Consider the following 24576-nt stretch of genomic DNA (forward strand, 5'->3'; position numbering starts at 1 on the left):
CTGGAGACTGATGCCATGACCGCAACCCAATCCACCGCCCTGCAAAGCCGCCACGTCGAGCGCCTGGTCCAGGGCAAGCCGACCTCGGACGGCGCCGGGGTGCGCCTGACCCGCGTGCTGACGCAAAACCTGCAACGCCGGCTCGACCCCTTCCTGATGCTCGACGCCTTCCGCAACGAGAATCCGGAGGACTACATCGGCGGCTTTCCCGATCACCCGCACCGTGGCTTCGAGGCCGTCACCTACATGCTGGCCGGCCGCATGCGCCACCACGACACCGCCGGCAACGCCGGCCTGCTCGGGCCGGGCGGCGCGCAGTGGATGACGGCGGGCAGCGGCCTGATCCATTCCGAACTGCCGGAACAGGAAGAAGGGCTGATGGAAGGCTTCCAGCTCTGGCTCAACCTGCCGGCGCGCGACAAGATGATCGCCCCCAGCTACCGCGACATCCCGCCGGAGCAGATTCCCGAGGCGACCACGGCGGCCGGCGTGCGCGTGCGCATCATCGCCGGCAGCAGCCAGGGCGTGGCCGGCGCCGTGCAGCGCGAGACGACGCAGCCGTTCTACCTGGACGTGCATCTGCCGGCCGGCGGGCGTTTTGAACAGGCGATTCCGGCCGGGCACAACGCCTTCGTCTATGTCTATCGCGGCAGCGTCGAGGTCGGCGGTACGGCGGTGGATGATCGCCACATGGCCATCCTCGCCAACGATGGTGGCGAAGGCGTCACATTGGCGGCGAGCGAAGACGCCCGCGCCCTGATCATCGCCGGCCAGCCGCTGGGCGAACCCATCGCCCAGTACGGCCCCTTCGTGATGAACACCGGCGCCGAGATCGAGCAAACCTTGCGCGACTACCGCGACGGCAAGTTCGAGGCGGCGGTGGTGCAATCCTTGTGAGCGCTCCTGCGGGCCGAGTGGCGCCGCTGTCGGCCCGCAGCAATCGCTTTTTGCCGGAGTTTCGGCTTCATTCACCGCCTGCGCCGTGTAAGAATCCGCCGCCTGGCACGACCAATGGAAACTACTCCCCCGTGGCCTGGTCCACGGAGAGGCGGAAGGCAATCCCGCCGCCATTGGTTGCCGCAGTTCGGAAGGTTTCGTCATGATTTCGCAAACACTTGTCTTCAACGGCATCACTTTTGCGCTGGCCGCCGCGCTGCTGGTCGGCGCCTGCGGCGATGCCACCTCTGCCGCCCAGGCGGTGAAGCCGAAAATGCCGGCGGTGACCGAAAGCATTGTCCTCGGCATGGGCTGTTTCTGGGGCGCCGAGAAGCGCATGGCGGCGCTGCCCGGCGTCGTCGATGTCGAGAGCGGCTACGCCAACGGCGAGATCGACGGCACTTACGATGCCGTGCTGGCGCAGGAAAAGCTGCGTCAGTGGGGGCGCTCGGACAAGCGCAACCACGCCGAAGTGGTCAAGGTGACCTTCGACCCGGCCAAGACCGATCTTGAAAAGGTGCTGATCCAGTTCTGGGAAAGCCACGATCCGACGCAGGGCGACCGCCAGGGTAACGATGTCGGCAGCAACTACCGTAGCGCGGTCTACACGCAAAACGAGGCACAAATGGCGCTGGCGCTGAAGACGCGCGATGTCTATCAAAAGGCCTTGCAGGCGGCCGGGCGCGGGGCGATCACCACCGACATTGCGCCGCTGCAGAAGTATTACAGCGCCGAGGAATACCACCAGGACTACCTGGTCAAGAACCCGAACGGCTACTGCGGGCTGGGCGGCACCGGCGTCAAGTATCCGCAGGCCGGCGCCGCCGCGACGACGCCGATGCCGGCGGCAGCCGCCCAGGCACCCCGGCTGGACGCCGCCAAGCTGGATTTTGAGCGCCAACTGATCGTCTTCGAGGCCGAGGATTGCGCCTACTGCCGCAAGTTCAAGGCGGAAGTCTTCGACCGCTGGCAATCGCCGGTCGCCATCGCCCGCACCCTCAATCCGCAGCCGCCGGTCGGCTGGACGCTGGAGAAGGCGCTGTTTGCAACGCCGACGATCGTCCTCTTCGAGAAGGGCAAGGAAGTCTCGCGCTATACCGGCTACAACGGCGACCAGGAGCGCTTCTGGAAGTGGCTGGGTTTCCACCTGCTGACGCCGGCGCAACAGAAGATCGCCTTCGAGCAGGGCACCGAGTATCCGGGCACCGGTTCGCACCTCGACGAGAAGCGGCCCGGCACCTTCGTCGATCCTATCACCGGCGCCGCGCTGTTCCGCAGCGATACCAAGTTCGACAGCGGCACCGGCTGGCCCAGCTTCTTCAACCCGCTGCCCGGCGCGATCAGCGAGCATGTCGATGTCAGCCACGGCATGCGCCGGGTCGAGGTACGCAGCGCCAGTTCCGGCATCCACCTCGGCCATGTCTTCGACGACGGCCCGCCGCCGACCGGCAAGCGCTACTGCATCAATGGCAACGTGCTGAAGTTCGTCCCGGACAAAGCGCGCTAGCGGGCACTGGCGGGGGGCGCAAGCCGCTACAATGAGCGGCTTTCCTCTCCGCTTCTGCCCATGAACATCGTCATCGTCAGTCCCTACCTCGGCGACGCCAACAACGGCAACTGGCGCACCGCCCGCCGCTGGCAGCGCCTGCTGGCCGGGGTGGGGCGCCTGCGCATCGTCCGCGAATGGCCGGACGCCGGGGCGGCCGACGACCAGCTGATGATCGCCCTGCACGCCCGCCGTTCGGCGCCGGCCATCGCCGCCTGGCATGCCCGGCACGGCAGCCGCGGCCTGGTCGTCGTGCTCACCGGCACCGACCTGCACCGCGACATTGCCGTCGATGCTTCCGCCGTCGCCTCGCTACACGCCGCGCAGGCGCTGGTCGTCCTGCACGAATGCGGGATTGCCAGCCTGCCGGCCGAAGTGCGCGGGCGGGCGCGGGTCATCCTGCAATCGGCGCCGGCCCGGCGCACGCCGGCCAAGACCGGGCAGCATCTCAACGTCGTGGCGGTCGGCCACCTGCGTCCGGAAAAAGCGCCGGAGACGCTGTTTGCTGCCGCTCGCCAGCTGGCCGGCGAGCGTGACATCCGCATCCGTCACCTTGGTGGCGTCCTCGATCCGGCGCTCGGCGCCGCCGCCGCGGCGACCATGGCCGACTGCCCTGCCTACCGCTGGCTCGGCGCGCAGCCGCACGCGGCGGCGCGGCGGGCGATCCAGCGCGCGCATCTGCTGGTTCATCCGAGCCGGATGGAAGGCGGCGCCAACGTCGTCATCGAAGCCATCACCTGCGGCACGCCGGTGCTGGCCTCGGCGGTGGACGGCAACATCGGCCTGCTCGGCGCCGACTATCCGGGCTACTTCCCCTGCGGCGACAGTGCCGCGCTGGCCGAGCGCCTGCGCGAACTGCGCCGCAGCCAGGGGGCCGCCGACGGCCTGCTGTCCCGGCTGCAGGCTGCGGTGGCGGCGCGCGCCGAACTTTTTCAGCCGGCGCGCGAGCAGGTGGCCTTGCACGAACTGGTACGCCAGCTCGTCGCCTGATGCCTGGGGTATGCCCGGGGTATACATCGGCGGTCGCCGATGAAAGAATGCTCGCGTTATGTTCTTTCGCCGCCGCCCATGGATATCGTCATTCTTGACGGTTGTGCCGCCAACCACCCGGTCAGTCAGCAACTGCTGAAACTGGCCGCCGGGCGCGGCCTTGCGTTCCGGCACTTTGCCCTGGCCGGCATCAACCTGGCGCCATGCACCGGCGATTTCGATTGCTGGACGCGCACTCCCGGCATCTGCCGGACCCGCGACGCGGCGCAGGACATCGTGAGCGCCATGCGCGATGCCGCTCTGGTCGTCTTCCTGTCGCCGGTCGTCTTCGGTGGCTACAGCGCCGATCTGAAAAAGGCGGTCGACCGCCTGATCGGCCTGGTTCATCCCTTCTTCACCAAGCGCGACGGCCTGACCCGGCATCGCCCGCGCTACCAGGATTACCCGCCGATGCTCTTTCTCGGCCTCAGCGAGCGCAGCGACGACGCGACGGCGACGACCTTTCGCGAATACGCCGGCGGCAACGCGATCAACCTGCTGGCTTCGCGCTATGTCTGCCGCATCGTCTCGCCGCAGGCCGACGACTTGCCGGCGCAACTCGCCGCCGCGCTGGACAGCGCGCTGGCCAACGATACCGGCGACGCCTTTCCCACCCCCGCCAGCGATGCGCTGGCCGCAGTCTGCCGGCCCGATCCCGGGCCGGTGCTGAGTGCGCCGGCAACGGCGGCGATCTTCATCGGCAGCGCCCGGCCCAAGGGCGGCAGTACCTCGGAAGCGCTGGCGCGCGGGCTGGCGGCGGCGCTGGAAGCGCAGGGGACGCGGTGCACCCTGCTGCATGCCGCCGCCTTCATCAAGCCCGGTGCGGCCGCCGAGCGGGCGCTGGCGACGATGCTGGCGGCCGATCTGCTGGTCGTCTCGGCACCGCTCTACGTTGATGGTTTGCCCTACCTGACGATCCGCGCCCTGGAACGCCTCGGCAGGCAACTCGGCGCGCAGGGGGGCGGGCCAGGCCGCCTGGTCGGCATCCTCAACTGCGGCTATCCGGAAGCCGTCCATAACCGCAGCGCGCTGCGCCAGTTACGGCATTTTGCCGAACAGCACGGAGTGGCCTGGGGCGGTGGCCTGGCGCTCGGCGGCGGCGAAATCATCCAGGGGCGGCCGATCGACGATCACCCGCTACTGCTGCGCCGGCCGATCAGCGCCTTGCAACAGGCCGGCGCTGCGCTCGGCAGCGGGCTGCCGGTGCCTGAAGCGGCGATTGCCCTGATCGCCCGGCCGCTGGTGCCGGCCGGTCTGTTCCGCCGACTGGCGGGAATCCGCTGGATCAGGGATGCGCGCGCCAACGATCTGCCGCGTGCCGCGCTTGATCAGCAACCCCATACCCGCAATACCTGAATCAGCCCGGGTTTGTCGCATAAGCGACACCGCCGGTCAGGCAGGCGTAAGTCGCGGGCAGGGCGCCGGGTAGTGACCAGCCGAACAGCAATTCCTCGGCGTCGGCGACACTGGCGCCGGAGCAGAGGATTTGTTCGGAAAGGTGGGCAAAAGCGGCCAGCCGGATCCAGAACAGGGTTTCTTCAGTCAGTCGGGGGTCCATGATCATCTCCCGGGAAACAGTGTGCAGATTCACGCAACATCTGTTCCAGCAGGGATGATCGCCGCCGGCAGCGCGGCGCCTGCTCGGTGCCGGCACAAGGCGGGTGCATGAGCGGCGTTTTTTGCCGCCTGGCGGTGCGTGACCGGGGACGCCAGCGACTAGCGCTTGCCGGCAGTCTGCTGGCGGGAAAGCGCGTGCGGGCGCCAGGTTTCATGACAGGCCATGCAGCCGTCCATGATTTCCCGGTAGCCGGCGTAGGCTTGCGGCCACTGTCCCTGGCTGGCGGCGACCGACAGGCGCTCGCTCGCGCTGTGAAAAACCTTGTCGTAAGCCGGCATCACGTTCTTGAAGGCTTCACGCTGTTCCGGGACGATGGCGACGCCGGGGCCCTGGGCCGGTGCCGGGTGAGCGTCGAGGAGATGGGCGCCGAGTACCGTCATCTCCTTGTTTTCGGCCAGGATGCCGTCGAGGATCATCGACGTGGCTTGCTGCATGATTTGCATCAGCTGGGCAAAATTGATGTCGGCCTTGGTCCTGGCGGCGAAGCTGGCTGCGAAATCGTCATCGGCGACGAGACCAGGGCTGATGGTGATCAGGGCGGCGGCAAGCAGGGGAGTGAGGTAGCGGTTCATGGTGGTTTTGTGTGATGAAAAATACGTTCATCATACCTCTCCTGCTGTATTAGCGTCTCCTTCTATATTGCTTTCGCGTTTGCCCTCGAGTGCCGCAACCAGCATCGGCAGCTTGATTTCCAGCATGCTGAGGACGACTTCCGCTTCGTGGATTTCGCTGCGCCGCAAGGCCTGTTCGATACGTTCGGCGAGGTAGCGGATTTCGCCGGCGCCGAGATTGGCGGCCGAGCCCTTGAGGGCGTGGGCGAGATATTCGCCCTCGCGCAGTTGGCCGGCGTGGATCAGTGTCCGCAGGCGGTTGGCGTCGTCGGCGTGGGTGGAAATGAAGAGTTCGATGACCCGGCGGTAGGTGGCGAGCTTGCCATGCACCGCGCGCAGCCCGGCGTCGACGTTGAGTCCTTCGATACCGGCGAGCATCTGCTTGAGGCGGGCGATCTGGTCCTGGACTTCGGGATCGGCGGCGCTGCGTTCGGCCGGGGCGGCCAGCGGTTGCGCCGGCAGCCAGTGCAGCATGGTGCTGTAGAGCTGCTCGGGATCGACCGGCTTCGCCACGTGGTCGGCCATGCCGGCGTTGAGGCAGGCCTGGCGGTCTTCGGCGAAGGCGTTGGCGGTCATCGCCAGGATCGGCGTTTCGCCGCCGCCCGGCAGGCGGTGGATCTGGATGGTGGCGGCGATGCCGTCGAGACGCGGCATCTGCATGTCCATCAGGATCAGGTCGTAGGTGTTCTTTCTGGCCAGCTCGACGGCGGCCATGCCATCCTCGGCGAGATCGACGGCGAGGCCGACTTCGCGCAGCAGTTCGATGGCAACTTCCTGGTTGATCGGGTTGTCTTCCGCCAGCAACACGCGGCGGCCCTTGAAACGGCTGAGGTCGAGGGCGCTGACCGGCAGGGGCTGGGCGGCAGGTTCGCCGCTCAGCGATTCGAGGATCGTGTCGTGCAGTGTCGACGGCGTGACCGGCTTGCTCAGGGTGAGACGGATGCCGGCCTCGCGTAGCTGGTCGGCCGGCTGGTCGCGGCCGTAAGCGGTGATCAGGATCAGCACCGGCACCTGCGGCAGGTGCAGCGCCTGGATCTGGCGCGCCGTCTCGATGCCGTCGAGGCCGGGCATCTTCCAGTCGAGCAGGACCAGGTCGAAGGGTTGGCCGCGCTGGGCAGCAGCAGCCACCTGCTGGATCGCCTGCTGGCCGGAAGCGACGCTGGCGCTTTACGCCTGCAGCATGGCCAGCATGTCGCTCAGCGCGTCGCGTGCTTCTTCGAGGTCGTCGACGACGAGGACGCGCAGGCGGCGGTCGATACGCTGCCGGCATTGCGCTTCCGGCGTTGGGTTTTGCGCCGCCCGAAGGGAGATTTCGGCCCAGAAGGTGCTGCCCTGACCCGGCGTGCTGGTGACGCCGACGTGGCCGCCCATCAGTTCGGCGAGGCGCCGGGAAATGGCGAGGCCGAGACCGGTGCCGCCGAAGTTGCGGGTGGTGGAGAGGTCGGCCTGCTCGAAGGGCTGGAACAGGCGGGATTGCTGCTCCGGGGTGATGCCGATGCCGGTGTCGCTGATTTCGAAGCGAATGCGGATTTCTTCCGGCGACGGGCCATCGATCCTGCGCGCGCGCAGGCTGACGACGCCACGCTCGGTGAACTTGACCGCGTTGTTGGCGAAGTTGAGCAGGATCTGGCCGAGCCGCATGCGGTCGCCACAGAGCATCATCGGCAGCGCCGGATCGATGCGGGTGACGACTTCCAGGTTCTTGTCCGCCGCCTTGTCGCCGATCAGCACGTGGATGCTGCGGAACAAGCCATCGAGGTCGAAATCGCCGCTTTCCAGGGTGAGCTTGCCGGATTCGATCTTCGAGAAATCGAGGATGTCGTTGATGATGCCCAGGAGGTGCTGGGCGGCGTCGCCGATCTTGTCGAGGTGTTCGAACTGCCGCGGCAGTACCGCGTCGCGCCGCATCAGGTGGGTGAGGCCGAGGATGGCGTTCATCGGCGTCCGGATCTCGTGCGACATGTTGGCCAGGAAGGCGCTCTTCGCGCGGTTGGCGGTTTCGGCGGCGAGCCTGGCCTGGTTGACTTCGGCGGTGCGCTGTTCGACCAGGCTTTCCAGGTTCTGCTGGTAGTCCCGCAGCTGTTTCTCGGCCTCGTGGCGGTCGAGCAGAGCTTGCCGGAAATCCAGGACCGCCGCCGCCAGTGGCGCGATTTCGCCGTGCTTGCGGCTTGCCAGACGTTCGATTTCGGGCAGCGCTGCCGGGCTTTCGCGGCTCGCGGCGAGGCTCATCATGCCTTCGGCGAGCAGCGACATGCGGCGGCTGAAGTAGTTGGCGATCAACAGCGCCAGCGCCAGCATGGCGAGCATGCCGACGATGACGGTCAGGCGAACGCTGGCGAAGTGTCTGGCGAAGGCGCTGGCGGCCGCCTCGTTGCGCGCCTCGACGCGTTTGCCGAGAACGAGGGCGAGATGGTGGGCGTGCGCCGCAAAGGCGATGAAATGGGCGCGCGCCTGGTCGATGTGGCGGCTGGCGGTGCCGGGATCGATGGCGGCGATGTCGGAAGCCATCACCACGTAATTGCGGTAGCCCTGAAAGTCCTCGATCAGGGCCTGCGCCTCGCGCTCCGGGATCACCAGGCGTCGCGTCTGTTCGGCGAGGCCGGTGACGCGGCGGTCGAGCCCCGCCATCTGGTCGACCAGGCTGACATGGCTGCGGTAGAGCGCCGCTTCGTCGAGTTTGCGGTCGCGGGCGAGGCCCAGGGTTTCGCTGACCTTCAACTGCTCGCTGGCCAGCGTTTCGCTGAGCGCGGTGGCCTCGTTGAGCAGGGCCAGCAGCTCGCGCTGTTCAGCGCTGTCCTCGGCCTGCTGCTGCTTCAGGCTGTACACCGTGCTCAGGTTGAAGATCATCGCGCTGCCGCCGACCAGCAACAGCGGCAGCAGGATGATCAGGGTCAGGGTGCGCCGCCCGCTCTGGCGGAGAAAACTTCTCATCGCTGGCTCACTTGAGCAACTCCGCCCAGTCGGCCGGATGGATGCTGGCGGCGTATTCGTAGCCGGCGGCGCCGGTCTGCCGGAAGACGACGATGGTCCCTTCGGGCTTGACGAAGAAGCCGATCAGGTCATCGAGATTGGGCGCGTGGGCGATGATCAACGTGTTGCCGCCGGGCTTCACTGGTTCGGCGAGCAGCTTTTTCAAGGCGGCGATCCGCGGCTGCTTCTGCGCGCTGGTCATGTTGGCCGAATACATCAGCGGCTCGCTGATCTCGAACTGATCGCCGATCGCCAGTTGGGCCGATTCCCGGGTGCGGCACATCGGACTGACCAGCACGCGGTTGAGTGGCAACTTCGCACTGCGCAGGTGGCGGCCGATGTCGCGCATCAGCTGGCGGCCGGCGTCGGAAAGCAGGCGCTGGGTCGAACAGTCGCTGAGGTCGACTGCCGGAAAGCGGTCGGCGCGGCTGTTGTCGGTGTTGCCGTGACGCATGTAGAGGACAAAACCGCCGCTGCGGATCTGCTCGAAGAGCTCGTTCGTGATCGGTTTTTCGACGAAGGCCGGGGCATCACCGGCAAAGACGGAAAGCGAGAGCAGGATGCCGGAGAGCAGGCAAACCAGGGTTTTCATGGAACGGCCTCCGCGGGGTTTCTTTTGTAAAGTTTTGTATATTTAAGCACAGCAAACCCTGATGTGCGAGCAGTTTATGCAAATGTGCTTGGCGCTGCCGGCGTGCTCTTCAGGTGCCGCAGAAAGTCCGGTAGCTGTCGGTGAAGGCGGCGGGCGCCGGGGTGGCGTAGGCGGCGGCATCCGGGCGAGCGTCGAAGGGCTGGCGGACGACTTCGAGCAGACGCTCGAAGGGAGCGAAATCCCCGCCATCGACGGCAGCGTCGAGGGCGGCTTCGACCTGATGGTTGCGCGCGATGTAGAGCGGATTGGCGCAGCGCATCGCCGCCAGTAGTTGCGGCGGGCGCTGCGGCTGGCGCGCCTGCCAGCGGGCGCGCCAGGCGGCGAAGAGCGCCTCGCCGGCGATCAGGTCAGGCGTGCCGCCGGCGGCCAGCTCGTACAGCGCGCGGAAGGCGAGGGTGAAATCGTCCGCGCCGGTTTGCAGCAGGGTGAGGAAATCCTCGATCAGGCAGCGGTCATCGGCGGTGTCGCCGCGCTCGTCGATCCCCAGCTTGGCCCGGAAGACGCGCAGCCAGGCGCTGGCATGACGGCCCGGGAAGGCCTCGATGATCTCCGTGGCGATGGCAACGGCGCGCTCCGGCACGGCGTCGAGCAGCGGCAGCAGGGTTTCGGCGAAGCGGGCGAGGTTCCACTGGGCGATCGCCGCCTGGCGGCCGTAGGCATAGCGGCCCTGGCGGTCGATCGAACTGAAGACGGCGGCCGGGTCGTAGGCTTCGAGAAAGGCGCAGGGACCGTAATCGATCGTCTCGCCGGAAATCGTCATGTTGTCGGTGTTCATCACGCCGTGGATGAAGCCGACGCCGAGCCAGCGCGCGACCAGTTCGGCCTGCCGTTCGGCCACCGCCTGCAGCAGGTCGCGGTAGGGCTCGCCGCGGCTTTCCCGCGGCCCGCCATGGCGGGCGATCACGTAATCGGCGAGGCGCCGGACCGCCGGCTCGCCGAGATGCTGAGCCAGGAACTCGAAGGTGCCGACCCGGACGTGGCTGGCGGCGACGCGGGTCAGCACGGCGCCGGGCAAGGCCCGTTCGCGGCGCACCGGATCGCCGGTAGCGACGACGGCGAGGGCGCGCGTGGTGGGAATGCCCAGCGCGTGCATCGCCTCGCCGATCAGCGCCTCGCGCAGCGCCGGGCCGAGCGCGCACTTGCCGTCGCCGCTGCGCGAGAACGGCGTGCGCCCGGAACCCTTGAAGGCGATGTCGCGCCGCTGGCCCTGACGGTCAATGACCTCGCCGAGCAGCAGCGCGCGGCCGTCGCCCAGTTGCGGCGAAAAGCCGCCGAACTGGTGGCCGGCGTAAGCCTGGGCAACCGGCTCGGCGCCTTGCGGAACACGGTTGCCGACCAGCGCGGCGACGCCGTCTTCGCTCGCCAGCGCCGCCGGATCGGCGCCCAGCTCGCGCGCCAGTTCGTTATTCAGGAAACGCAGCAGCGGCTGCGAGGCGGCCGCCGGCGGCCAGCGCACGCAAAAATCGGCAAGTTCGCGGGCATAGCTGTTGTCAAAAGTAAACAGGTCGGGCATGAACGGCATCCGGAAAGCGGCGCCGGTTCGACCGGGGTCTGGCGGCTTGGTTCCGTGCCTGCCTCAGGCCGCGAAAATGCTTGCCCTGCGGCGCTTCCGGCTGGTGCGATCGGCATATTTCCTTGACCTTGGTATTAGCCCGGTGTTAGCATCCGCACCGTATGCGTTGATTGAATCCAATCTTGTCGGGGGCGCCATGAAATCACTGTTCAAAACTCTTCTTGCTGCCGGGCTGGTTGCCGGGAGTGCTGCATCCATGGCGGCTTTTGCCCCGGGCATGAGCCTCGGCCAGATCGATCAGGAAGTCCGCACGGCAATGCAACGCGGTGCCTCGTTGAACAGCATTGCCAGCGACGCCAGGGGTGCCGGCGTGCGCCCGGCCTTCATGGTCTATTCGATGACCGGCAACGGCGCCGGTGCCTGCTCTGCCGTCACCGCGCTGGTGGCTGCCGGTTACGATGCCAATGAAGTGATCAACGGTGCCAAGGCCGTTGGGGCGCAGGGCAGCATGATGGTGCAATGCGCGATCGAAGGCGGTGCCGACCCGACACAGATCACCGAGGCCTCGGCAGCCGGTGGTGGTACCGGCGGCGGTACGGGGATTGGTGGTGGCCCGACCAGCTTTGGCGCAACCCCGACCGGAACCTTCGGCGGCGGTGGCGGTGGCAGCGTAAGTCGCTCCTGATTCCTCCTGAATTCACGAAGAATGGCAGCTCAGGCTGCCATTTTTTTTCATTGAGGCCGATCAATGAGCTTGCGCAGTCAGTTGTTTGCTGGAATATCCGTGGTCTTCCTGCTGGTTTTCATCGGCATGGCGACACTCGGGATTCGCAGTACGCGAGATTATCTCCAGCACCAACTGGGTTCGCATGCGCAGGATGCTGCCACTTCGCTGGTGCATCCCCTGTCGCGCTCGCTCGGCGCCGGCGATCGGCCCCTGCTGGAAACGCAGGTGGCCAGCCTGTTCGACCGCGGCTATTTCCAGCGCATCAGCGTGCTGGCGATGAATGGCAGCGTCGTGTACGAAAGGGCGCTGCCGGCCAAGATAGACGGGGTGCCGCTCTGGTTCTCGTCGCTGCTGGCGCTGGACGCGCCGCCAGGAGAAGCCTTCCTCAACAGCGGTTGGGTGCGCCTGGGCAAGGTGGTGGCGATATCCCAGCCCACCCATGCCTATCGGTATCTGTGGCGTTCGGCGCTGGAAATCTCCGGCTGGATGCTGCTTGCCTATTTTGTCGCGCTTGGCATCACCGGAATGGTGCTGCGCTGGATACTGCGGCCGCTATCGGCCATCGAGCATTCGGCGAGCGAAATCCAGCGCAAGCGTTTCGTGCAGATTGCCGAACGCCCGCGCGCCAAGGAATTGTCGCGCGTCGTCGGCGCCATGAACGACATGTCGCGGCGGATTGCCGAGATTGTCGACGAAGAATCCGCCCGCGCCGAAGGTTACCGGTGCGAAGCCTATCAGGATCAGCTGACCGGCCTGGACAACCGGCGTAGTTTCGACCTGCGTTTCAGTCAGGCGCTCGCTGACAGCCTCGAATTTTCCGACGCGGCCCTGATCGGGATCGACATCAACAACCTGAAGGACTTCAACACCGAGTCGAGTTACCGGCGCGGCGACGAACTGCTGGCCCAGGTTGCGGCGGCCGCGCGCGAAATCCTGCAAGGCAACAACGCCATCCACGGGCGCATTGGCGGCAGTTCTTTCGCATTCGTGCTGTTCGACCCGGAAGTGGAGCGCGTGAGCGCCGCCTGCCGCCAGCTGCGCGAGCGGCTGGCAACGCTGTTTGCCGCGTTCGATGCCGGCGGCCGTGGCTCGTTCAGTATCGGCGTCGTGCATTTCGCACCGGGAGAAGGGCGCTCCAGCGTCTTCTCCCGGCTCGATCTGGCCATCGAAAGCGCCCGTCAATCCGGTCATAACGCGCTGCATCACCAGCTTGGCCAGGGCGGCGATGCCAGTTCGCTCGGCTCGGCAGCCTGGCGCACGCTGATTCAGGATGCGCTGGCCGAAAAACGCTGGCGCCTCGTGGCCCAGCCCGTCGTCCTGCTGGCCGACGGCAGCAAGATCCAGCAGGAAATCATGGCCCGCCTGGTCGATCAGCTTGGCAGCCTGGTCCCGGCCTCGCTCTTCATGCCGATGGCGATGCGCCACCAACTGATGCCCGAAGTGGATCGCGCCTTGCTCTCGCTGGTTTTCGAGCATCTCGCCGTCAGCGCTCAGGAAGATGGCATCGGGCTGGCAGTCAATGTCAGCAACCACAGCCTGGCCAACCGGGATTTCATGAAGTGGCTGACGGTTGGCATGGCGCGGCTGCGGCGCAAGCAGCGCGCGCTGTCTTTCGAAATCAGCGAATTCGGCTGCTCCATCGACCCCGATGCCATCGCCGATTTCGCCGGTCTGGTGCGCTCGCATGGCTTCCGCTTCGGCATTGATCACTTTGGCCTGGCCCCCAACTCACTGGCGCTGCTGCGCGCCCTGCCGCCGGATTACATCAAGCTGCACGCATCGCTGATTGCCGAAGCCCCGCAAAACGAAGTGGCCCACGCCTTGCTGCGTTCGCTGGTCACGCTGGCCCGCTCCCTGGGCGTTGAAGTCGTGGCGCAGGGCGTCGAAAACCCGGCCCAGGTGGACATGCTGCTGAGTGATGCCATTCTCCTGGGCCAGGGCTACCATTTCGGCATGCCTGAATCATTTGAAATCAAGTCCGCCTGATTCGACGATCCGCGGATTGTCATAAGCTGATTCCGGCGCGCCAAATCGCTGAAAAACCGGCTGTCGCCAAGCCTCCGGATAAATCCCATAAAAATGCCAAAAATCATTTTGCAACAAGGATTTAAGCGCTCTTGCCTATTACTTTAGGCATAGCCTGATATGTCGGTATGCTGCACTGCGATATATCGCTTTATCATCGCCGGTTTAAGTGGCAGAATCCGGACGCCGGGCGCATAAAATAGCCGATTCAAGGCTTGGGGGGCGTTCGTGTGGCAAAACATCACAATACCTTCATGACCATGAAACCATCCATTGCCGGGGCAGGCCATGCCGGGCTGTTCAACGCCAGGTTGCTGGAACTCACGACGCTGGCCGTAGAACAGACTCTACCCCCGCAAATGCAGGATAGTCTCCTGGGCTGTGATATGAACAAGCAAACAGGTCTGGGGAATGCGCTGTTTTCAACAACGCATTGCCAACGACAACGCCTTTGTCACACGCGCACTGGCCCAGCCAAAAATCTGGCTGATTGGGGATGAGCATGCCATCACCCCTTGAAAATCTGGCTAGTCAAACCATGCACCTCATGGCAGGCGGCGAAACGCAGGTTCTTGAGTTCAAGGCCTCGTTCGACAAAGCGACCATCGAGTCGCTGGTCGCGTTTGCCAATGCGCGGGGTGGAAAGGTGCTCGTTGGCGTATCGGATGCCGGAAAAATCATCGGCACCACCGTTGGCAAGGAAACCCTCAACGAATGGCTGGTGCAGATCAAGTCAGCCACCAGCCCTTCACTGATTCCGGACATCGCGCTGCACCAAGTCGATGGCAAGCAGATCGTCGAAATCGACATCCAGGAATTCCCGGTCAAACCAGTATCAACCCGTGGCCGGTACTACAAACGCGTCGCCAGTTCCAATCATCAGCTCGGCCCCGGCGAAATAGCTGATCTTTACCTGCAATCCCTGCAACTCTCCTGGGATGCCTACGAAGCACAGGGTTATACCGTCGCCCAACTCTCCACCGCAAAAATCGGGCGCTTCATTCGCCTGGTTAACCAGCACGGCCGTTTCACGCTGGAAGAGGGCGACGCAATGGGTGCCCTGCAAAAACTCAACTACCTCAAGAACGGCCAGCCCACCTGGGCGGCGGTTCTGCTCTTTGCCCAGGAACCGCTGCGCCACAACATCCACATCGGCCGCTTCAAAACCCCCAGCACCATCATCGATGACCGTCAGTTCACCGACACCCTGTTTGAAGTCGTCGAACAGTCGATGAAGTTTATCGTCTCCCACATTGCCGTTGCCTTCGAATTCGACGGCAGCGTGCAACGCAAGGAACGCTTTGCCTACCCGCTGCCCGCCATCCGCGAAGCACTGATCAACGCCGTTGTCCATCGCAGCTACACCGACCCCAACGACATCCAGATCAAGATTTTCGACAACAAGATCAGCATCTTCAGCCCCGGCACCTTCTACGGCGGCCTCACCGTGGCCGAAATTCAACAAGACAGCTACCGCTCCAGCCTGCGCAACAAACTTGTCGCCGAAGGCTTCTACCTCACCAACGTCATCGAAAAATACGGTAGCGGCTTTGTTCGAATCCGCCGGGCAATGGCCGAATACCCGGAAGTGCGCTTCAGCATCGAAGAAGCCCAGGGCGGGGTGTGGGCGGTGTTTGAACTTGAGGGGGGGCAGCCAGAGTCGCAGCCAGAGTCGCAGCCAGAGTCGCAGCCAGAGTCGCAGCCAGAGTCATTGGTCGAGCATGTGCTGAAAATTCTGGGAAGCGACGCGCTTTCAAAACAGGAAATCTCTCAGCGCCTCGGGCAAAAGGCCATTTCGGGCCCCTTGAACAAAGTCATTCGCGAACTGTTGGCACAAGGCCTCATCGAAATGACCCGCCCCGAAACGCCCAACAGCCGCCTGCAGAAATACCGCCGGAGGGTTGCGCAATGAGTCAGCATGCCATGGCAATTCTGCAGCCAATGGCCGCAGGAATTCTCCAGGGGTTGGCTACAAGCTTTAGCCAATTCAAACTTTGATCAACGGATAGCAGCATGAAAATCGCCATCGCCGGCACCGGTTACGTCGGACTCTCCAACGCCATCCTCCTGGCGCAGCACAATGAAGTCGTTGCGCTCGACATCCTTCCTGAAAAGGTCGAGATGCTCAATCGCAAGCAATCGCCCATTGTCGATGCTGAAATCGAAGACTACCTGGCCAACAAGCCGCTCAACCTCAAGGCCACGCTCGACAAACACGAAGCCTTTGCCGGGGCCGACTTCGTCATCATCGCCACGCCCACCGACTACGACCCCGAGACCAACTACTTCAACACCGCCTCGGTCGAAGCCGTGATCCGCGACGCGCTGGCCATCAACCCGGCGGCAACGCTGGTCATCAAATCCACCGTGCCGGTCGGCTACACCGCCAAAGTGCGCGAAGCCTTCACCATCGCCACCGGCAAGCCGGTCAAGCTGATCTTCTCGCCGGAATTCCTGCGCGAAGGCAGGGCGCTTTACGACAACCTCCACCCCTCACGCATCATCGTCGGCGAAAAGAGCGAAAGCGCCCAGACCTTTGCCCGGCTGCTGCAGCAAGGCGCCATCAAGCAGGACATCCCGGTGCTGTTCACCGACAGCACCGAAGCCGAAGCCGTCAAGCTCTTCTCCAACACCTACCTCGCCATGCGCGTCGCCTACTTCAACGAGCTCGACACCTACGCCGCCACCAACGGCCTGGACACCCGGCAGATCATCGAAGGCGTCTGCCTCGATCCGCGCATCGGCAACCACTACAACAACCCCAGCTTCGGCTACGGCGGCTACTGCCTGCCCAAGGACACCAAGCAGCTACTCGCCAACTACCGGCAAGTGCCGCAGAACCTGATCCACGCCATCGTTGAGGCGAACACCACGCGCAAGGACTTCATCGCCTTCGACATCATCAAGAAGAACCCCAAGGTCGTCGGCGTCTATCGCCTGGTCATGAAAGCCGGCTCCGACAACTTCCGCGCTTCCAGCATCCAGGGAATCATGAAGCGGCTCAAGGGCAAGGGCATCGAAGTCATCATCTACGAACCGAACCTTGCCGAAGAAGAGTTCTTCCGCTCGCGGGTGATCCGCGACCTGGCCGCCTTCAAGCAGGAAGCCGACATCATCATCGCCAACCGCATGACCGACGACATTCGCGACGTGGAAGCCAAGGTCTATACGCGCGACCTGTTCGGCGGGGATTAATCAAGATGAACCAAACAGCCAAAATCTACGTCGCCGGCCACCGTGGCATGGTCGGTTCCGCCATCGTCCGCCAGCTCAAGGCCGCCGGGTGCGAGAACATCGTCACCCGCAGCCACGCCGAGCTCGACCTGACCAACCAGGCCGCCGTCAACGCCTTCTTCGCCGCCGAAAAGCCCGACCAGGTCTACCTCGCCGCCGCCAAGGTCGGCGGCATCCACGCCAACAACACCTACCCGGCGCAGTTCATCTACGAAAACCTGATGATTGAAGCCAACATCATCCAGGCCGCGCACGCCAACAACGTGCAACAACTGCTCTTCCTCGGCTCCAGCTGCATCTACCCCAAGGCCGTACCGCAGCCCATGCGTGAGGACGCCTTGCTCACCGGCGTACTCGAAGCCACCAACGAACCCTACGCCATCGCCAAGATCGCTGGCATCAAGCTCTGCGAAAGCTACAACCGCCAGTACGGCCGCGACTACCGCAGTGTGATGCCGACCAACCTCTACGGCCCCGGCGACAACTACCACCTCGCCAACAGCCACGTCCTGCCGGCGATGATCCGCAAGCTCCACCTGTGCAAACTCGCCCAGGCCGGTGACAGCGCCGGCATTGCCGCCGACGAAGCCAGGTACGGTGAAATCCCCGCCGACATCCGCGCCATGATGCAAAGCGGCAAGGTCACCCTGTGGGGTACCGGCACCCCTTACCGCGAATTCCTGCACGTCGATGACATGGCCGCCGCCAGCATCTTCGTCATGAACCTGGACAAGGCCACCTACGACGCCAACACCCAGCCCATGCTCAGCCACATCAACGTTGGCTACGGCAGCGACCTGACAATCAAGGAAGCCGCCTGTACCGTGGCCGAAGTCGTTGGCTACCAGGGCGCAATCGAATTCGACACCAGCAAGCCCGACGGCACCTTCAGGAAGCTCATGGACAGCAGCCGGCTGGAAAAGCTCGGCTGGAAAGCCACCATAGACCTCAAGCAAGGCCTGCAGCAGGCCTACAACGATTACCTCAGTAAGTAAGCTTCAAGGAAAACAACAATGACCGCTCAAACCAAGAAAGTTGCCCTGATTACCGGCGTTACCGGCCAGGACGGTTCCTACCTTGCAGAATTCCTGCTTGAAAAGGGTTACGAAGTGCATGGCATCAAGCGCCGCGCCTCCTTGTTCAACACCCAGCGCGTCGATCACATCTACGAAGACCCGCACATCGACAACGCCCGCTTCAAGCTCCATTACGGCGATCTGAGCGACACCTCCAACCTCACCCGCATCCTGCAGGAAGTTCAACCGGACGAGGTTTACAACCTGGGCGCCCAATCGCACGTCGCCGTCAGCTTCGAAGCCCCGGAATACACCGCCGATGTCGACGCCATTGGCACCCTGCGCCTGCTCGAAGCCATCCGCTTCCTTGGCCTGGAAAAGAAAACCCGCTTCTACCAGGCTTCCACCTCCGAACTCTACGGCCTGGTCCAGGAAACCCCGCAAAAGGAAACCACGCCCTTCTACCCGCGCAGCCCGTATGCCGTGGCCAAGATGTACGCCTACTGGATCACCGTCAACTACCGCGAAGCCTACGGCCTCTACGCCTGCAACGGCATCCTGTTCAACCATGAAAGCCCGCGCCGTGGCGAAACCTTCGTCACCCGCAAGATCACCCGCGGCCTCGCCAACATCGCCCAGGGGCTGGAAAACTGCCTGTACATGGGCAATATCGATTCGCTGCGCGACTGGGGTCACGCCAAGGACTACGTGCGCATGCAATGGATGATGCTGCAACAAGACAAGCCGGAAGACTTCGTCATCGCCACCGGCGTGCAATACAGCGTGCGCCAGTTCATCAGCTGGAGTGCCGAACACCTGGGCGTGACCCTGCGCTTTGAAGGGCAGGGCGTGGACGAAGTCGGCATCGTCGCCGCCATCGAAGGCGACAAGGCACCCGCACTCAAGGTCGGCGACATCATCGTCAAGATCGACCCGCGCTACTTCCGCCCTGCGGAAGTGGAAACGTTACTTGGCGACCCGAGCAAGGCCAAAGCCAAGCTGGGCTGGACGCCGGAAATTACCGTGCAGGAAATGTGCGAGGAAATGGTCGCGAATGATCTGGAAGCGGCCAAGCGCCATGCACTCCTCAAAAAGCACGGGTTTGAGGTAGCTGTAAGCTCAGAACGGTAATTGGTCAATGAAAATCCTCGTCACCGGCGCTGCCGGTTTCATCGGCATGCACACCGCGTTGCGCCTTCTGGAACGCGGTGACGAGGTTGTCGGTATCGACAACCTCAACGACTACTACGAAGTCAGCCTCAAGGAAGCGCGGCTGGCTCAGCTCGGCGACAAGCTGCGTTTCCGCTTCGTCAGGATGAACATTGCCGACCGTCCGGCCATTGCCCAACTGTTTGTCGACGAGAAGTTCGATAAGGTCATTCACCTGGCTGCCCAGGCCGGTGTGCGCTACTCCATTACCAACCCGCACGCCTACGCCGACAGCAATCTGGTCGGCTTCGTAAACATCCTGGAAGGCTGCCGCCACAACGCCGTGCAGCACCTGGTCTATGCCTCAAGTTCCAGCGTGTACGGTGGCAACGCCAAAATGCCGTTCTCGGAACACGACAGCGTTGACCACCCGGTCAGCCTGTATGCGGCGACCAAGAAGGCCAACGAGTTGATGGCGCACACCTACAGCCACCTCTACCGGCTGCCGACGACGGGCCTGCGCTTCTTCACCGTCTATGGTCCGTGGGGCCGGCCGGACATGGCGCCCTTCCTGTTCGCCGGTGCCATTCTCAAGGGTGAGCCGATCAAGGTCTTTAACCATGGCGACATGAAGCGGGACTTCACCTATATCGACGATATCGTCGAAGGGGTGATCCGGGCCATGGACCGCGATGCCGAAGTCAATGAAACCTACGACCCACTGACCGCCGACCCGGCGACCAGCAATGCGCCATACCGGGTATTCAATATCGGCAACAGCGACCCGGTACCGCTGATGGATTTCATTGGTGCGCTGGAAAGCGCCATTGGCAAGCCGGCCGAGAAGATTTATCTGCCGATGCAGGCGGGCGATGTGAAAGCCACTTTTGCAAAAACCGCAGAGCTTGAAAATTGGATTGGATTCAAACCATCAGTATCAATTAATGAAGGTGTGGCAGGTTTTGTGAATTGGTATTTGAAATTCTACAAAAATAGTTAATTATATTTTTTGTGGGTCATTGGTTTATGTAAGTGATTTTTTGGGTGCTTTATTTTATATATCTATGGCGCGTGACATGATTGTTTTTGAGCGGTTTGCGGTGGCGGTTTTATTGTTTTCAGCCACAGGGGTTACGACGCTATCACGTTCGTCAATGACTTGGGAAAATCTTTTGGTGCCGGTTTTTTTGGGTGCTTTGGCGCTTTTTCTAAGCTTTCGTTATTCCTTGGGTGTGTCTAGGCCGATTATGTATTTTATGATTGGCTATTTAATTTTGTTTTTATGTCAGTTGCTCGTTTATGGTTCGCTGCATCCAAAACACTTGGTGTTGTATCCACTTAATTTTTGGATTGCATACTGTTTTGTTCGGGCAATGAAGGAGCGGTTTTTATTTCATCTGGAATTATTGATAACGTTCTTTTCAGGCGTTGCATTTTTCATTTGGATCCTGGATGTTCTGACTAGTGGTTCAGTGCGGCAATTATTAAGTGGTTTTGTGATGGGGCAGGCGTATAGCGATATTATTGATTCGTATATATTGTTATATACCGTTGTTGATGAAGGTGTTGATTCATTATTTCCAAGGAATTCTGGTTTTGCTTGGGAGCCCGGTGCTTTTGCTGTTTTTTGTTGCCTTGGTTTGCTTATAAATTTCTATCGTACGGGTTTTTGCTTTAAAGGTAATCGTGGTGCAATTGTATTGATATTGGCTTTGTTGTCTTCGCAATCGACTACGGGATATAGTATATTTTTTGTTATTTTAATTGCCAAGATGTTTCAAGACGCTCAAGGTTCTGTCCGGATTATTGTTCCGTTCTTGGTTACGGCGTTGGCTCTGCTTTTGTTTTCATTGCCATTCATGCAAGATAAAATCGTTAATTTGTGGGTTCAAGATCTTGATGAGTTAGCATACGCTGCGACATCTGCATGGAACCTTGATAAACCTATTGCTGCGCAGCGATTTTTGTCTTTTAGGTTGGATTTTAATGATTTTTTGAATAATCCGTGGACCGGTTATGGTGGGCGAGATAGTGAAATGTTTGTTGAGAGCCAGTTTCTTAATATAGTTTCCATCTCTGGTGTTGGCAAGGTAATGGCTAAATTTGGCATCGTTGGCCTTGGTTTTTTCCTCCTGACAACAGTGCTTAGCTCTATGCGCTTGAATCGTGAATTCAATTCAACGAGCCCGGCTCTGTTGGCGCTGCTAATTTTGATGGTTTCGGTAAGCTATTCATTGATTGAGCATCCGATATTCTTGGCTTTATGGGCCTACTGGCTTTTTGCATATGCAGATAAAAGTGCTTCGGTTGTTCATCGCACCGTTGGCGTCTCGAATCGATAATTGGTTTGTCGGGAGCGATTTTGATGAAGTTGGTAATTATCAACGATATGCTTTGGGGTGGAGGAAGAGAACGTCGTATTGTTCAGCTAATTTCTGGATTAAACAGGCTTGGCGTCCGTGACATTACACTGATCTTGCTGGATGAACGTATTGATTATCCTGAAGTCTATAACCTTAATGTTAAGGTTGTGAAGATTTTGCGCAAGAACAATCGAGATTTTACTGTCTTTGTAAAGCTTTACCGGCTTCTCAAAGAAATTGGCCCGGATTTGGTTAATCCTTGGTCATACATGAGTGTTTTTTACACTGCCCCTATCTGTTTGTTGAAAAAAATTCCATGTCTTGGTGCGTTTGTCGTTGATTCTAAATCGCCTAAGTTGTTTTCTATTAACTGGTTTGCGATGCATATAGGGTTTTTTCTTTGTGAAAAAATCGTTAGCAATTCGCTTGCCGGTCACCAGGCCTATCGGACTCCAGTTAAAAAACGCGTAATTATTTATAATGGGTTTGATGAATCACGGCTTGATTCTCTTTGTGCTGCGCCGTCAAAAGGTGGAGTTGTTCAGATTGCTATGATTGGACGTCTAGATCGTCAAAAGGACTACAGAACATATGTTGATGCTTTGGTTGAATTAAAATCTCGTGGCGTCAAATTTAATGCGTATATTGTAGGCCAAGGTGAGGATATGGAGGCGATTAAAGCTTATGCGTTGGAGCGCTGCGATGATTCCTTGGTTTTTATGGGTTTTATTCGCGAGATCGATAGCTTCATTGCCAGTTTAGACATCGGGGTTTTATGTACGGACCCGTATTTTCACGCCGAAGGTATTTCGAATGCTCTTTTGGAAATAATGGCCCAGGGTAAGCCTGTTGTTGCTACGAACGGTGGTGGTACCCCCGAGATTGTTACTGACGGAAATAACGGGTTTCTTGTTCCACCTCACGATCCATTAACCTTGGCTGAACGGTTGCACCAGCTTATTAGCGACAGTTCGTTGCGTGCCACGCTTGGCGATAATGCTGCTAGAACAGTCTCAAGCAAATTTAGCCTACAAAAAATGTCGTCCGAATTTCTTCATATATATCATGAATGTTTGTAAGCCTATCAAGATTCTCTACGCGATCTCCTCGCTTGCTAACGAGGGCCCTACACGGGTTCTACTGAACGTTGTACGCAACCTTGATCGGAGCCAATTCGATCCAACGGTTGTGACTTTTACTGCTGAGAAAAGCAGTTCGTTGCTAGCTGAGTTTCAGTCGATTAGCGTGCCTATCATTCAACTCATGGATACGATTCAGGCTAAGCCAACCGGAACACTTCATAGAGCGAGGGCTTTCCGGCATCTTATGCTCACCGGCCACTTCCAGATCGCTCATGCTCACTGTCCGCGCAGTTTGTTTTTTCTTGTCGCGGCAACTCCTCGTAGCGTTAAGTTAGCCTATACCGTTCACGGCTACCCAGATACCCAGTTCAAAGTAATTCACGGCGCAATCAAAGGTCCCATCATTACGGCAGGCTCTAATCTGGCACTACGCCTTATTGATCAGCCCATAGCATGCGCAGATAGTGTGGCAGCCGAGTACCTAGAGAAGAAAGGGCTCACGTTCCCCGCCGTTAACAACGGGATTGAGCCGATGAGCTTGGCGCATTGCGGGGACCGCAACACTGCACTTGAGTGTTTGGGTCTGGATCCTAGCAAACGCCATCTACTCTTTGTTGGCCGGCTATCTGCCGAAAAGCGTATTCAAGAGCTTGTGCGATCATTTGCCGCGTTAAATATGCCACAAATAGATTTGGTAGTAGTCGGTAATGGGCCTGATGAGGCTATGCTTCGGACAATACCGAATAAACACATTCACCTAATGGGATTCCACAGTGATATTCGCCCATTTCTGGCTGGGTGCGACTATTACATTTCGCCATCAGCCACTGAGGGTTTGGCTAATAGCTTGCTGGAGGCTATGTCAGTCGGCATGCCAAGCTTGCTATCCGATATTCCATCGCATCGTTCTGTCATACAGATATGCGACCGGTTTGTCGCTCAGACGTTTGACCCTACGTCTCCAGAGAGCTTAATCGCTGGGGTTAAGACCCTTCTGGAGCAGGATACCGAATTCGTACGTGCGGGAATACGGGAGAACTTCCAGACTCTGTTCCACGCCCAGATAATGACCAGAGGCTATGAGGCAATCTATAGGGAGATGATTGCGTGAGTTTCAATCGTATTTTAGTTACTGGCGGCTCTGGATTCATTGGCACGAACCTGATTGAGCAACTACGCGGCAGTTCGGAAAAGGCGATTGTCAGCTTGGATCTGGTTCCACCAAAATTGGAAACCCACCGCAGCAACTGGAAGTTGGCCGATGTCCGCGATGGCGCCGGGTTGGTTGATGTGCTCAAGAAGTTTCAGCCCGACGCAGTCATTCACCTAGCTGCCCGTACTGATCTGGATGGCAGCAGTATCAGCGACTACACCAGCAATACTGATGGAACATCTCGGTTGCTTGAGGCGTTGGATACCACCTGTTTTTCTGGGCCAGCGATTTTTACTTCGTCCATGTACGTTTGTTTGCCGGGGTATCAACCAGCCTCCGATACGGACTATCAGCCACACACCGTCTACGGGGAGAGCAAGGTCATTGGCGAACAAATCGTCAGGGCAGCCAACCCAAACTACCCATGGATCATCACCCGCCCAACCTCCATATGGGGGCCGTGGTTTGGAATCCCTTATGTTGATTTTTTTAACGTCGTTCTGTCGAAGCGCTATTTCCACATCGCAGGCAGTAACACACGTAAAACTTACGGCTACGTAGGCAATACCGTTGCCCAAATCCTTTCGATCCTGGAACACGCGGAAATCCTGAGGGGAAAGACCCTCTATTTGGGCGACTGGCCGCCCTACGTTATCAACGAGTGGGCCGACGAAATTGCCGAATTTGTTCCTTACCAAGTTCCAAGTGTGCCAGGGGCTGTGTTCAAAGGTTTCGCGCTACTGGGGGATGTGCTAAAGGTGGCAGGTATCAGGTTTCCGATGACCTCCTTTCGCTTGAGAAATATGACCACCGATAATGTCCATGACATGGGAGCTCTTCACGAACTGATGGGAGATACATTGCCTTTCAGCCGGGCGCAAGGCAACGCCAAGACTGTTGAATGGTTGCGCACTTCGTTTTTTGAGAATAAGGGCCATTGAGCGGCCTTATA

Annotated in this window: 22 protein-coding genes and 1 pseudogene; 16 read left to right on the plus strand and 7 right to left on the minus strand. The window is 60.6% G+C overall.

Annotated features, from left to right (window positions below; translation table 11 throughout):
- The first annotated feature begins 15 nt into the window (after positions 1-15).
- The 4 genes from ACE3OV_RS13805 (at position 16) to ACE3OV_RS13820 (ending at position 4867) form a co-directional block, all read left to right on the plus strand.
- Complete coding sequence (locus ACE3OV_RS13805; protein ID WP_374327880.1) at positions 16-897, plus strand: pirin family protein; 882 nt, start codon at positions 16-18, stop codon at positions 895-897.
- Between the two features lie 202 nt (positions 898-1099).
- The gene (msrA, locus tag ACE3OV_RS13810; RefSeq protein WP_374327881.1) at positions 1100-2443 is read left to right on the plus strand and encodes a peptide-methionine (S)-S-oxide reductase MsrA; all 1344 of its coding nucleotides are present in this window, start codon (positions 1100-1102) and stop codon (positions 2441-2443) included.
- Between the two features lie 60 nt (positions 2444-2503).
- Positions 2504-3472: a selenoneine biosynthesis selenosugar synthase SenB gene (gene senB, locus ACE3OV_RS13815; RefSeq protein WP_374327882.1), complete on the plus strand. Its 969-nt coding sequence runs from the start codon at positions 2504-2506 to the stop codon at positions 3470-3472.
- 78 nt (positions 3473-3550) lie between these two features.
- Positions 3551-4867, plus strand: a complete 1317-nt coding sequence (locus ACE3OV_RS13820; RefSeq protein ID WP_374327884.1) for a flavodoxin family protein — start codon at positions 3551-3553, stop codon at positions 4865-4867.
- A gap of 1 nt (position 4868) precedes the next feature.
- Here ACE3OV_RS13820 and ACE3OV_RS13825 read toward each other — a convergent pair whose 3' ends face one another.
- The 7 genes and pseudogenes from ACE3OV_RS13825 to ACE3OV_RS13855 all read right to left on the minus strand — a co-directional run bounded on the left by ACE3OV_RS13825 (position 4869) and on the right by ACE3OV_RS13855 (position 10875).
- Complete coding sequence (locus ACE3OV_RS13825) at positions 4869-5069, minus strand: hypothetical protein (protein WP_374327886.1); 201 nt, start codon at positions 5067-5069, stop codon at positions 4869-4871.
- Between the two features lie 158 nt (positions 5070-5227).
- Complete coding sequence (locus tag ACE3OV_RS13830; protein ID WP_374327887.1) at positions 5228-5701, minus strand: hypothetical protein; 474 nt, start codon at positions 5699-5701, stop codon at positions 5228-5230.
- A gap of 30 nt (positions 5702-5731) precedes the next feature.
- Entirely contained in the window at positions 5732-6214 is a 483-nt protein-coding gene (locus ACE3OV_RS13835) for an Hpt domain-containing protein (RefSeq protein WP_374327934.1), read from the minus strand.
- A gap of 15 nt (positions 6215-6229) precedes the next feature.
- A pseudogene (locus tag ACE3OV_RS13840) lies at positions 6230-6889 on the minus strand (response regulator); the annotation flags it as partial.
- 18 nt (positions 6890-6907) lie between these two features.
- Entirely contained in the window at positions 6908-8671 is a 1764-nt protein-coding gene (locus tag ACE3OV_RS13845; protein WP_374327889.1) for an ATP-binding protein, read from the minus strand.
- A 7-nt stretch (positions 8672-8678) separates the two neighbouring features.
- The gene (locus tag ACE3OV_RS13850) at positions 8679-9302 is read right to left on the minus strand and encodes a histidine phosphatase family protein (RefSeq protein ID WP_374327890.1); all 624 of its coding nucleotides are present in this window, start codon (positions 9300-9302) and stop codon (positions 8679-8681) included.
- A gap of 109 nt (positions 9303-9411) precedes the next feature.
- Positions 9412-10875: a YdiU family protein gene (locus tag ACE3OV_RS13855; RefSeq protein WP_374327891.1), complete on the minus strand. Its 1464-nt coding sequence runs from the start codon at positions 10873-10875 to the stop codon at positions 9412-9414.
- Between the two features lie 256 nt (positions 10876-11131).
- On the opposite strand from ACE3OV_RS13855, the gene ACE3OV_RS13860 reads away from it, so the two are divergent.
- From ACE3OV_RS13860 to ACE3OV_RS13915, 12 genes are all read left to right on the plus strand, one after another.
- The gene (locus ACE3OV_RS13860; protein WP_374327892.1) at positions 11132-11560 is read left to right on the plus strand and encodes a hypothetical protein; all 429 of its coding nucleotides are present in this window, start codon (positions 11132-11134) and stop codon (positions 11558-11560) included.
- 63 nt (positions 11561-11623) lie between these two features.
- Entirely contained in the window at positions 11624-13588 is a 1965-nt protein-coding gene (locus tag ACE3OV_RS13865; RefSeq protein WP_374327893.1) for an EAL domain-containing protein, read from the plus strand.
- Between the two features lie 293 nt (positions 13589-13881).
- On the plus strand, positions 13882-14127 hold the full coding sequence (locus tag ACE3OV_RS13870; RefSeq protein WP_374327894.1) for a hypothetical protein: 246 nt from the start codon (positions 13882-13884) through the stop codon (positions 14125-14127).
- Between the two features lie 2 nt (positions 14128-14129).
- Complete coding sequence (locus tag ACE3OV_RS13875) at positions 14130-15539, plus strand: RNA-binding domain-containing protein (RefSeq protein ID WP_374327896.1); 1410 nt, start codon at positions 14130-14132, stop codon at positions 15537-15539.
- Positions 15540-15640: 101 nt separating this feature from the next.
- The gene (locus tag ACE3OV_RS13880; RefSeq protein ID WP_374327898.1) at positions 15641-16822 is read left to right on the plus strand and encodes a nucleotide sugar dehydrogenase; all 1182 of its coding nucleotides are present in this window, start codon (positions 15641-15643) and stop codon (positions 16820-16822) included.
- Positions 16823-16827: 5 nt separating this feature from the next.
- Entirely contained in the window at positions 16828-17856 is a 1029-nt protein-coding gene (locus tag ACE3OV_RS13885) for a GDP-L-fucose synthase family protein (RefSeq protein ID WP_374327900.1), read from the plus strand.
- Between the two features lie 18 nt (positions 17857-17874).
- Positions 17875-19008 carry a GDP-mannose 4,6-dehydratase gene (gmd, locus tag ACE3OV_RS13890; RefSeq protein WP_374327902.1) on the plus strand — a complete coding sequence of 378 codons (1134 nt, stop codon included), beginning with the start codon at positions 17875-17877 and terminating at the stop codon, positions 19006-19008.
- 7 nt (positions 19009-19015) lie between these two features.
- Positions 19016-20026, plus strand: a complete 1011-nt coding sequence (locus ACE3OV_RS13895; protein WP_374327904.1) for an NAD-dependent epimerase — start codon at positions 19016-19018, stop codon at positions 20024-20026.
- Between the two features lie 64 nt (positions 20027-20090).
- On the plus strand, positions 20091-21368 hold the full coding sequence (locus tag ACE3OV_RS13900; protein WP_374327905.1) for a hypothetical protein: 1278 nt from the start codon (positions 20091-20093) through the stop codon (positions 21366-21368).
- A gap of 23 nt (positions 21369-21391) precedes the next feature.
- Positions 21392-22468, plus strand: coding sequence for a glycosyltransferase family 4 protein (locus ACE3OV_RS13905; RefSeq protein WP_374327906.1), 1077 nt, complete (start codon positions 21392-21394; stop codon positions 22466-22468).
- A complete protein-coding gene (locus ACE3OV_RS13910) occupies positions 22386-23582 on the plus strand; it encodes a glycosyltransferase family 4 protein (RefSeq protein ID WP_374327907.1) in 1197 nt (398 codons plus the stop codon). Before ACE3OV_RS13905 ends, ACE3OV_RS13910 begins: the two co-directional genes overlap by 83 nt.
- Entirely contained in the window at positions 23579-24565 is a 987-nt protein-coding gene (locus ACE3OV_RS13915) for an NAD-dependent epimerase/dehydratase family protein (protein WP_374327908.1), read from the plus strand. Before ACE3OV_RS13910 ends, ACE3OV_RS13915 begins: the two co-directional genes overlap by 4 nt.
- Positions 24566-24576 lie beyond the last annotated feature (11 nt).

Source organism: Azonexus sp. (genome assembly GCF_041909095.1).
Lineage (GTDB): Bacteria > Pseudomonadota > Gammaproteobacteria > Burkholderiales > Rhodocyclaceae > Azonexus.

Coding starts and splice junctions, on each gene's coding strand:
- ACE3OV_RS13805 (WP_374327880.1), top strand. CDS start 16: ATGACCGCAACCCAATCCACCGCCCTGCAAAGCCGCCACGTCGAGCGC.
- msrA (WP_374327881.1), top strand. CDS start 1,100: ATGATTTCGCAAACACTTGTCTTCAACGGCATCACTTTTGCGCTGGCC.
- senB (WP_374327882.1), top strand. CDS start 2,504: ATGAACATCGTCATCGTCAGTCCCTACCTCGGCGACGCCAACAACGGC.
- ACE3OV_RS13820 (WP_374327884.1), top strand. CDS start 3,551: ATGGATATCGTCATTCTTGACGGTTGTGCCGCCAACCACCCGGTCAGT.
- ACE3OV_RS13825 (WP_374327886.1), bottom strand. CDS start 5,069: ATGGACCCCCGACTGACTGAAGAAACCCTGTTCTGGATCCGGCTGGCC.
- ACE3OV_RS13830 (WP_374327887.1), bottom strand. CDS start 5,701: ATGAACCGCTACCTCACTCCCCTGCTTGCCGCCGCCCTGATCACCATC.
- ACE3OV_RS13835 (WP_374327934.1), bottom strand. CDS start 6,214: ATGCTGCACTGGCTGCCGGCGCAACCGCTGGCCGCCCCGGCCGAACGC.
- ACE3OV_RS13845 (WP_374327889.1), bottom strand. CDS start 8,671: ATGAGAAGTTTTCTCCGCCAGAGCGGGCGGCGCACCCTGACCCTGATC.
- ACE3OV_RS13850 (WP_374327890.1), bottom strand. CDS start 9,302: ATGAAAACCCTGGTTTGCCTGCTCTCCGGCATCCTGCTCTCGCTTTCC.
- ACE3OV_RS13855 (WP_374327891.1), bottom strand. CDS start 10,875: ATGCCCGACCTGTTTACTTTTGACAACAGCTATGCCCGCGAACTTGCC.
- ACE3OV_RS13860 (WP_374327892.1), top strand. CDS start 11,132: ATGGCGGCTTTTGCCCCGGGCATGAGCCTCGGCCAGATCGATCAGGAA.
- ACE3OV_RS13865 (WP_374327893.1), top strand. CDS start 11,624: ATGAGCTTGCGCAGTCAGTTGTTTGCTGGAATATCCGTGGTCTTCCTG.
- ACE3OV_RS13870 (WP_374327894.1), top strand. CDS start 13,882: ATGACCATGAAACCATCCATTGCCGGGGCAGGCCATGCCGGGCTGTTC.
- ACE3OV_RS13875 (WP_374327896.1), top strand. CDS start 14,130: ATGCCATCACCCCTTGAAAATCTGGCTAGTCAAACCATGCACCTCATG.
- ACE3OV_RS13880 (WP_374327898.1), top strand. CDS start 15,641: ATGAAAATCGCCATCGCCGGCACCGGTTACGTCGGACTCTCCAACGCC.
- ACE3OV_RS13885 (WP_374327900.1), top strand. CDS start 16,828: ATGAACCAAACAGCCAAAATCTACGTCGCCGGCCACCGTGGCATGGTC.
- gmd (WP_374327902.1), top strand. CDS start 17,875: ATGACCGCTCAAACCAAGAAAGTTGCCCTGATTACCGGCGTTACCGGC.
- ACE3OV_RS13895 (WP_374327904.1), top strand. CDS start 19,016: ATGAAAATCCTCGTCACCGGCGCTGCCGGTTTCATCGGCATGCACACC.
- ACE3OV_RS13900 (WP_374327905.1), top strand. CDS start 20,091: ATGGCGCGTGACATGATTGTTTTTGAGCGGTTTGCGGTGGCGGTTTTA.
- ACE3OV_RS13905 (WP_374327906.1), top strand. CDS start 21,392: ATGAAGTTGGTAATTATCAACGATATGCTTTGGGGTGGAGGAAGAGAA.
- ACE3OV_RS13910 (WP_374327907.1), top strand. CDS start 22,386: ATGCTGCTAGAACAGTCTCAAGCAAATTTAGCCTACAAAAAATGTCGT.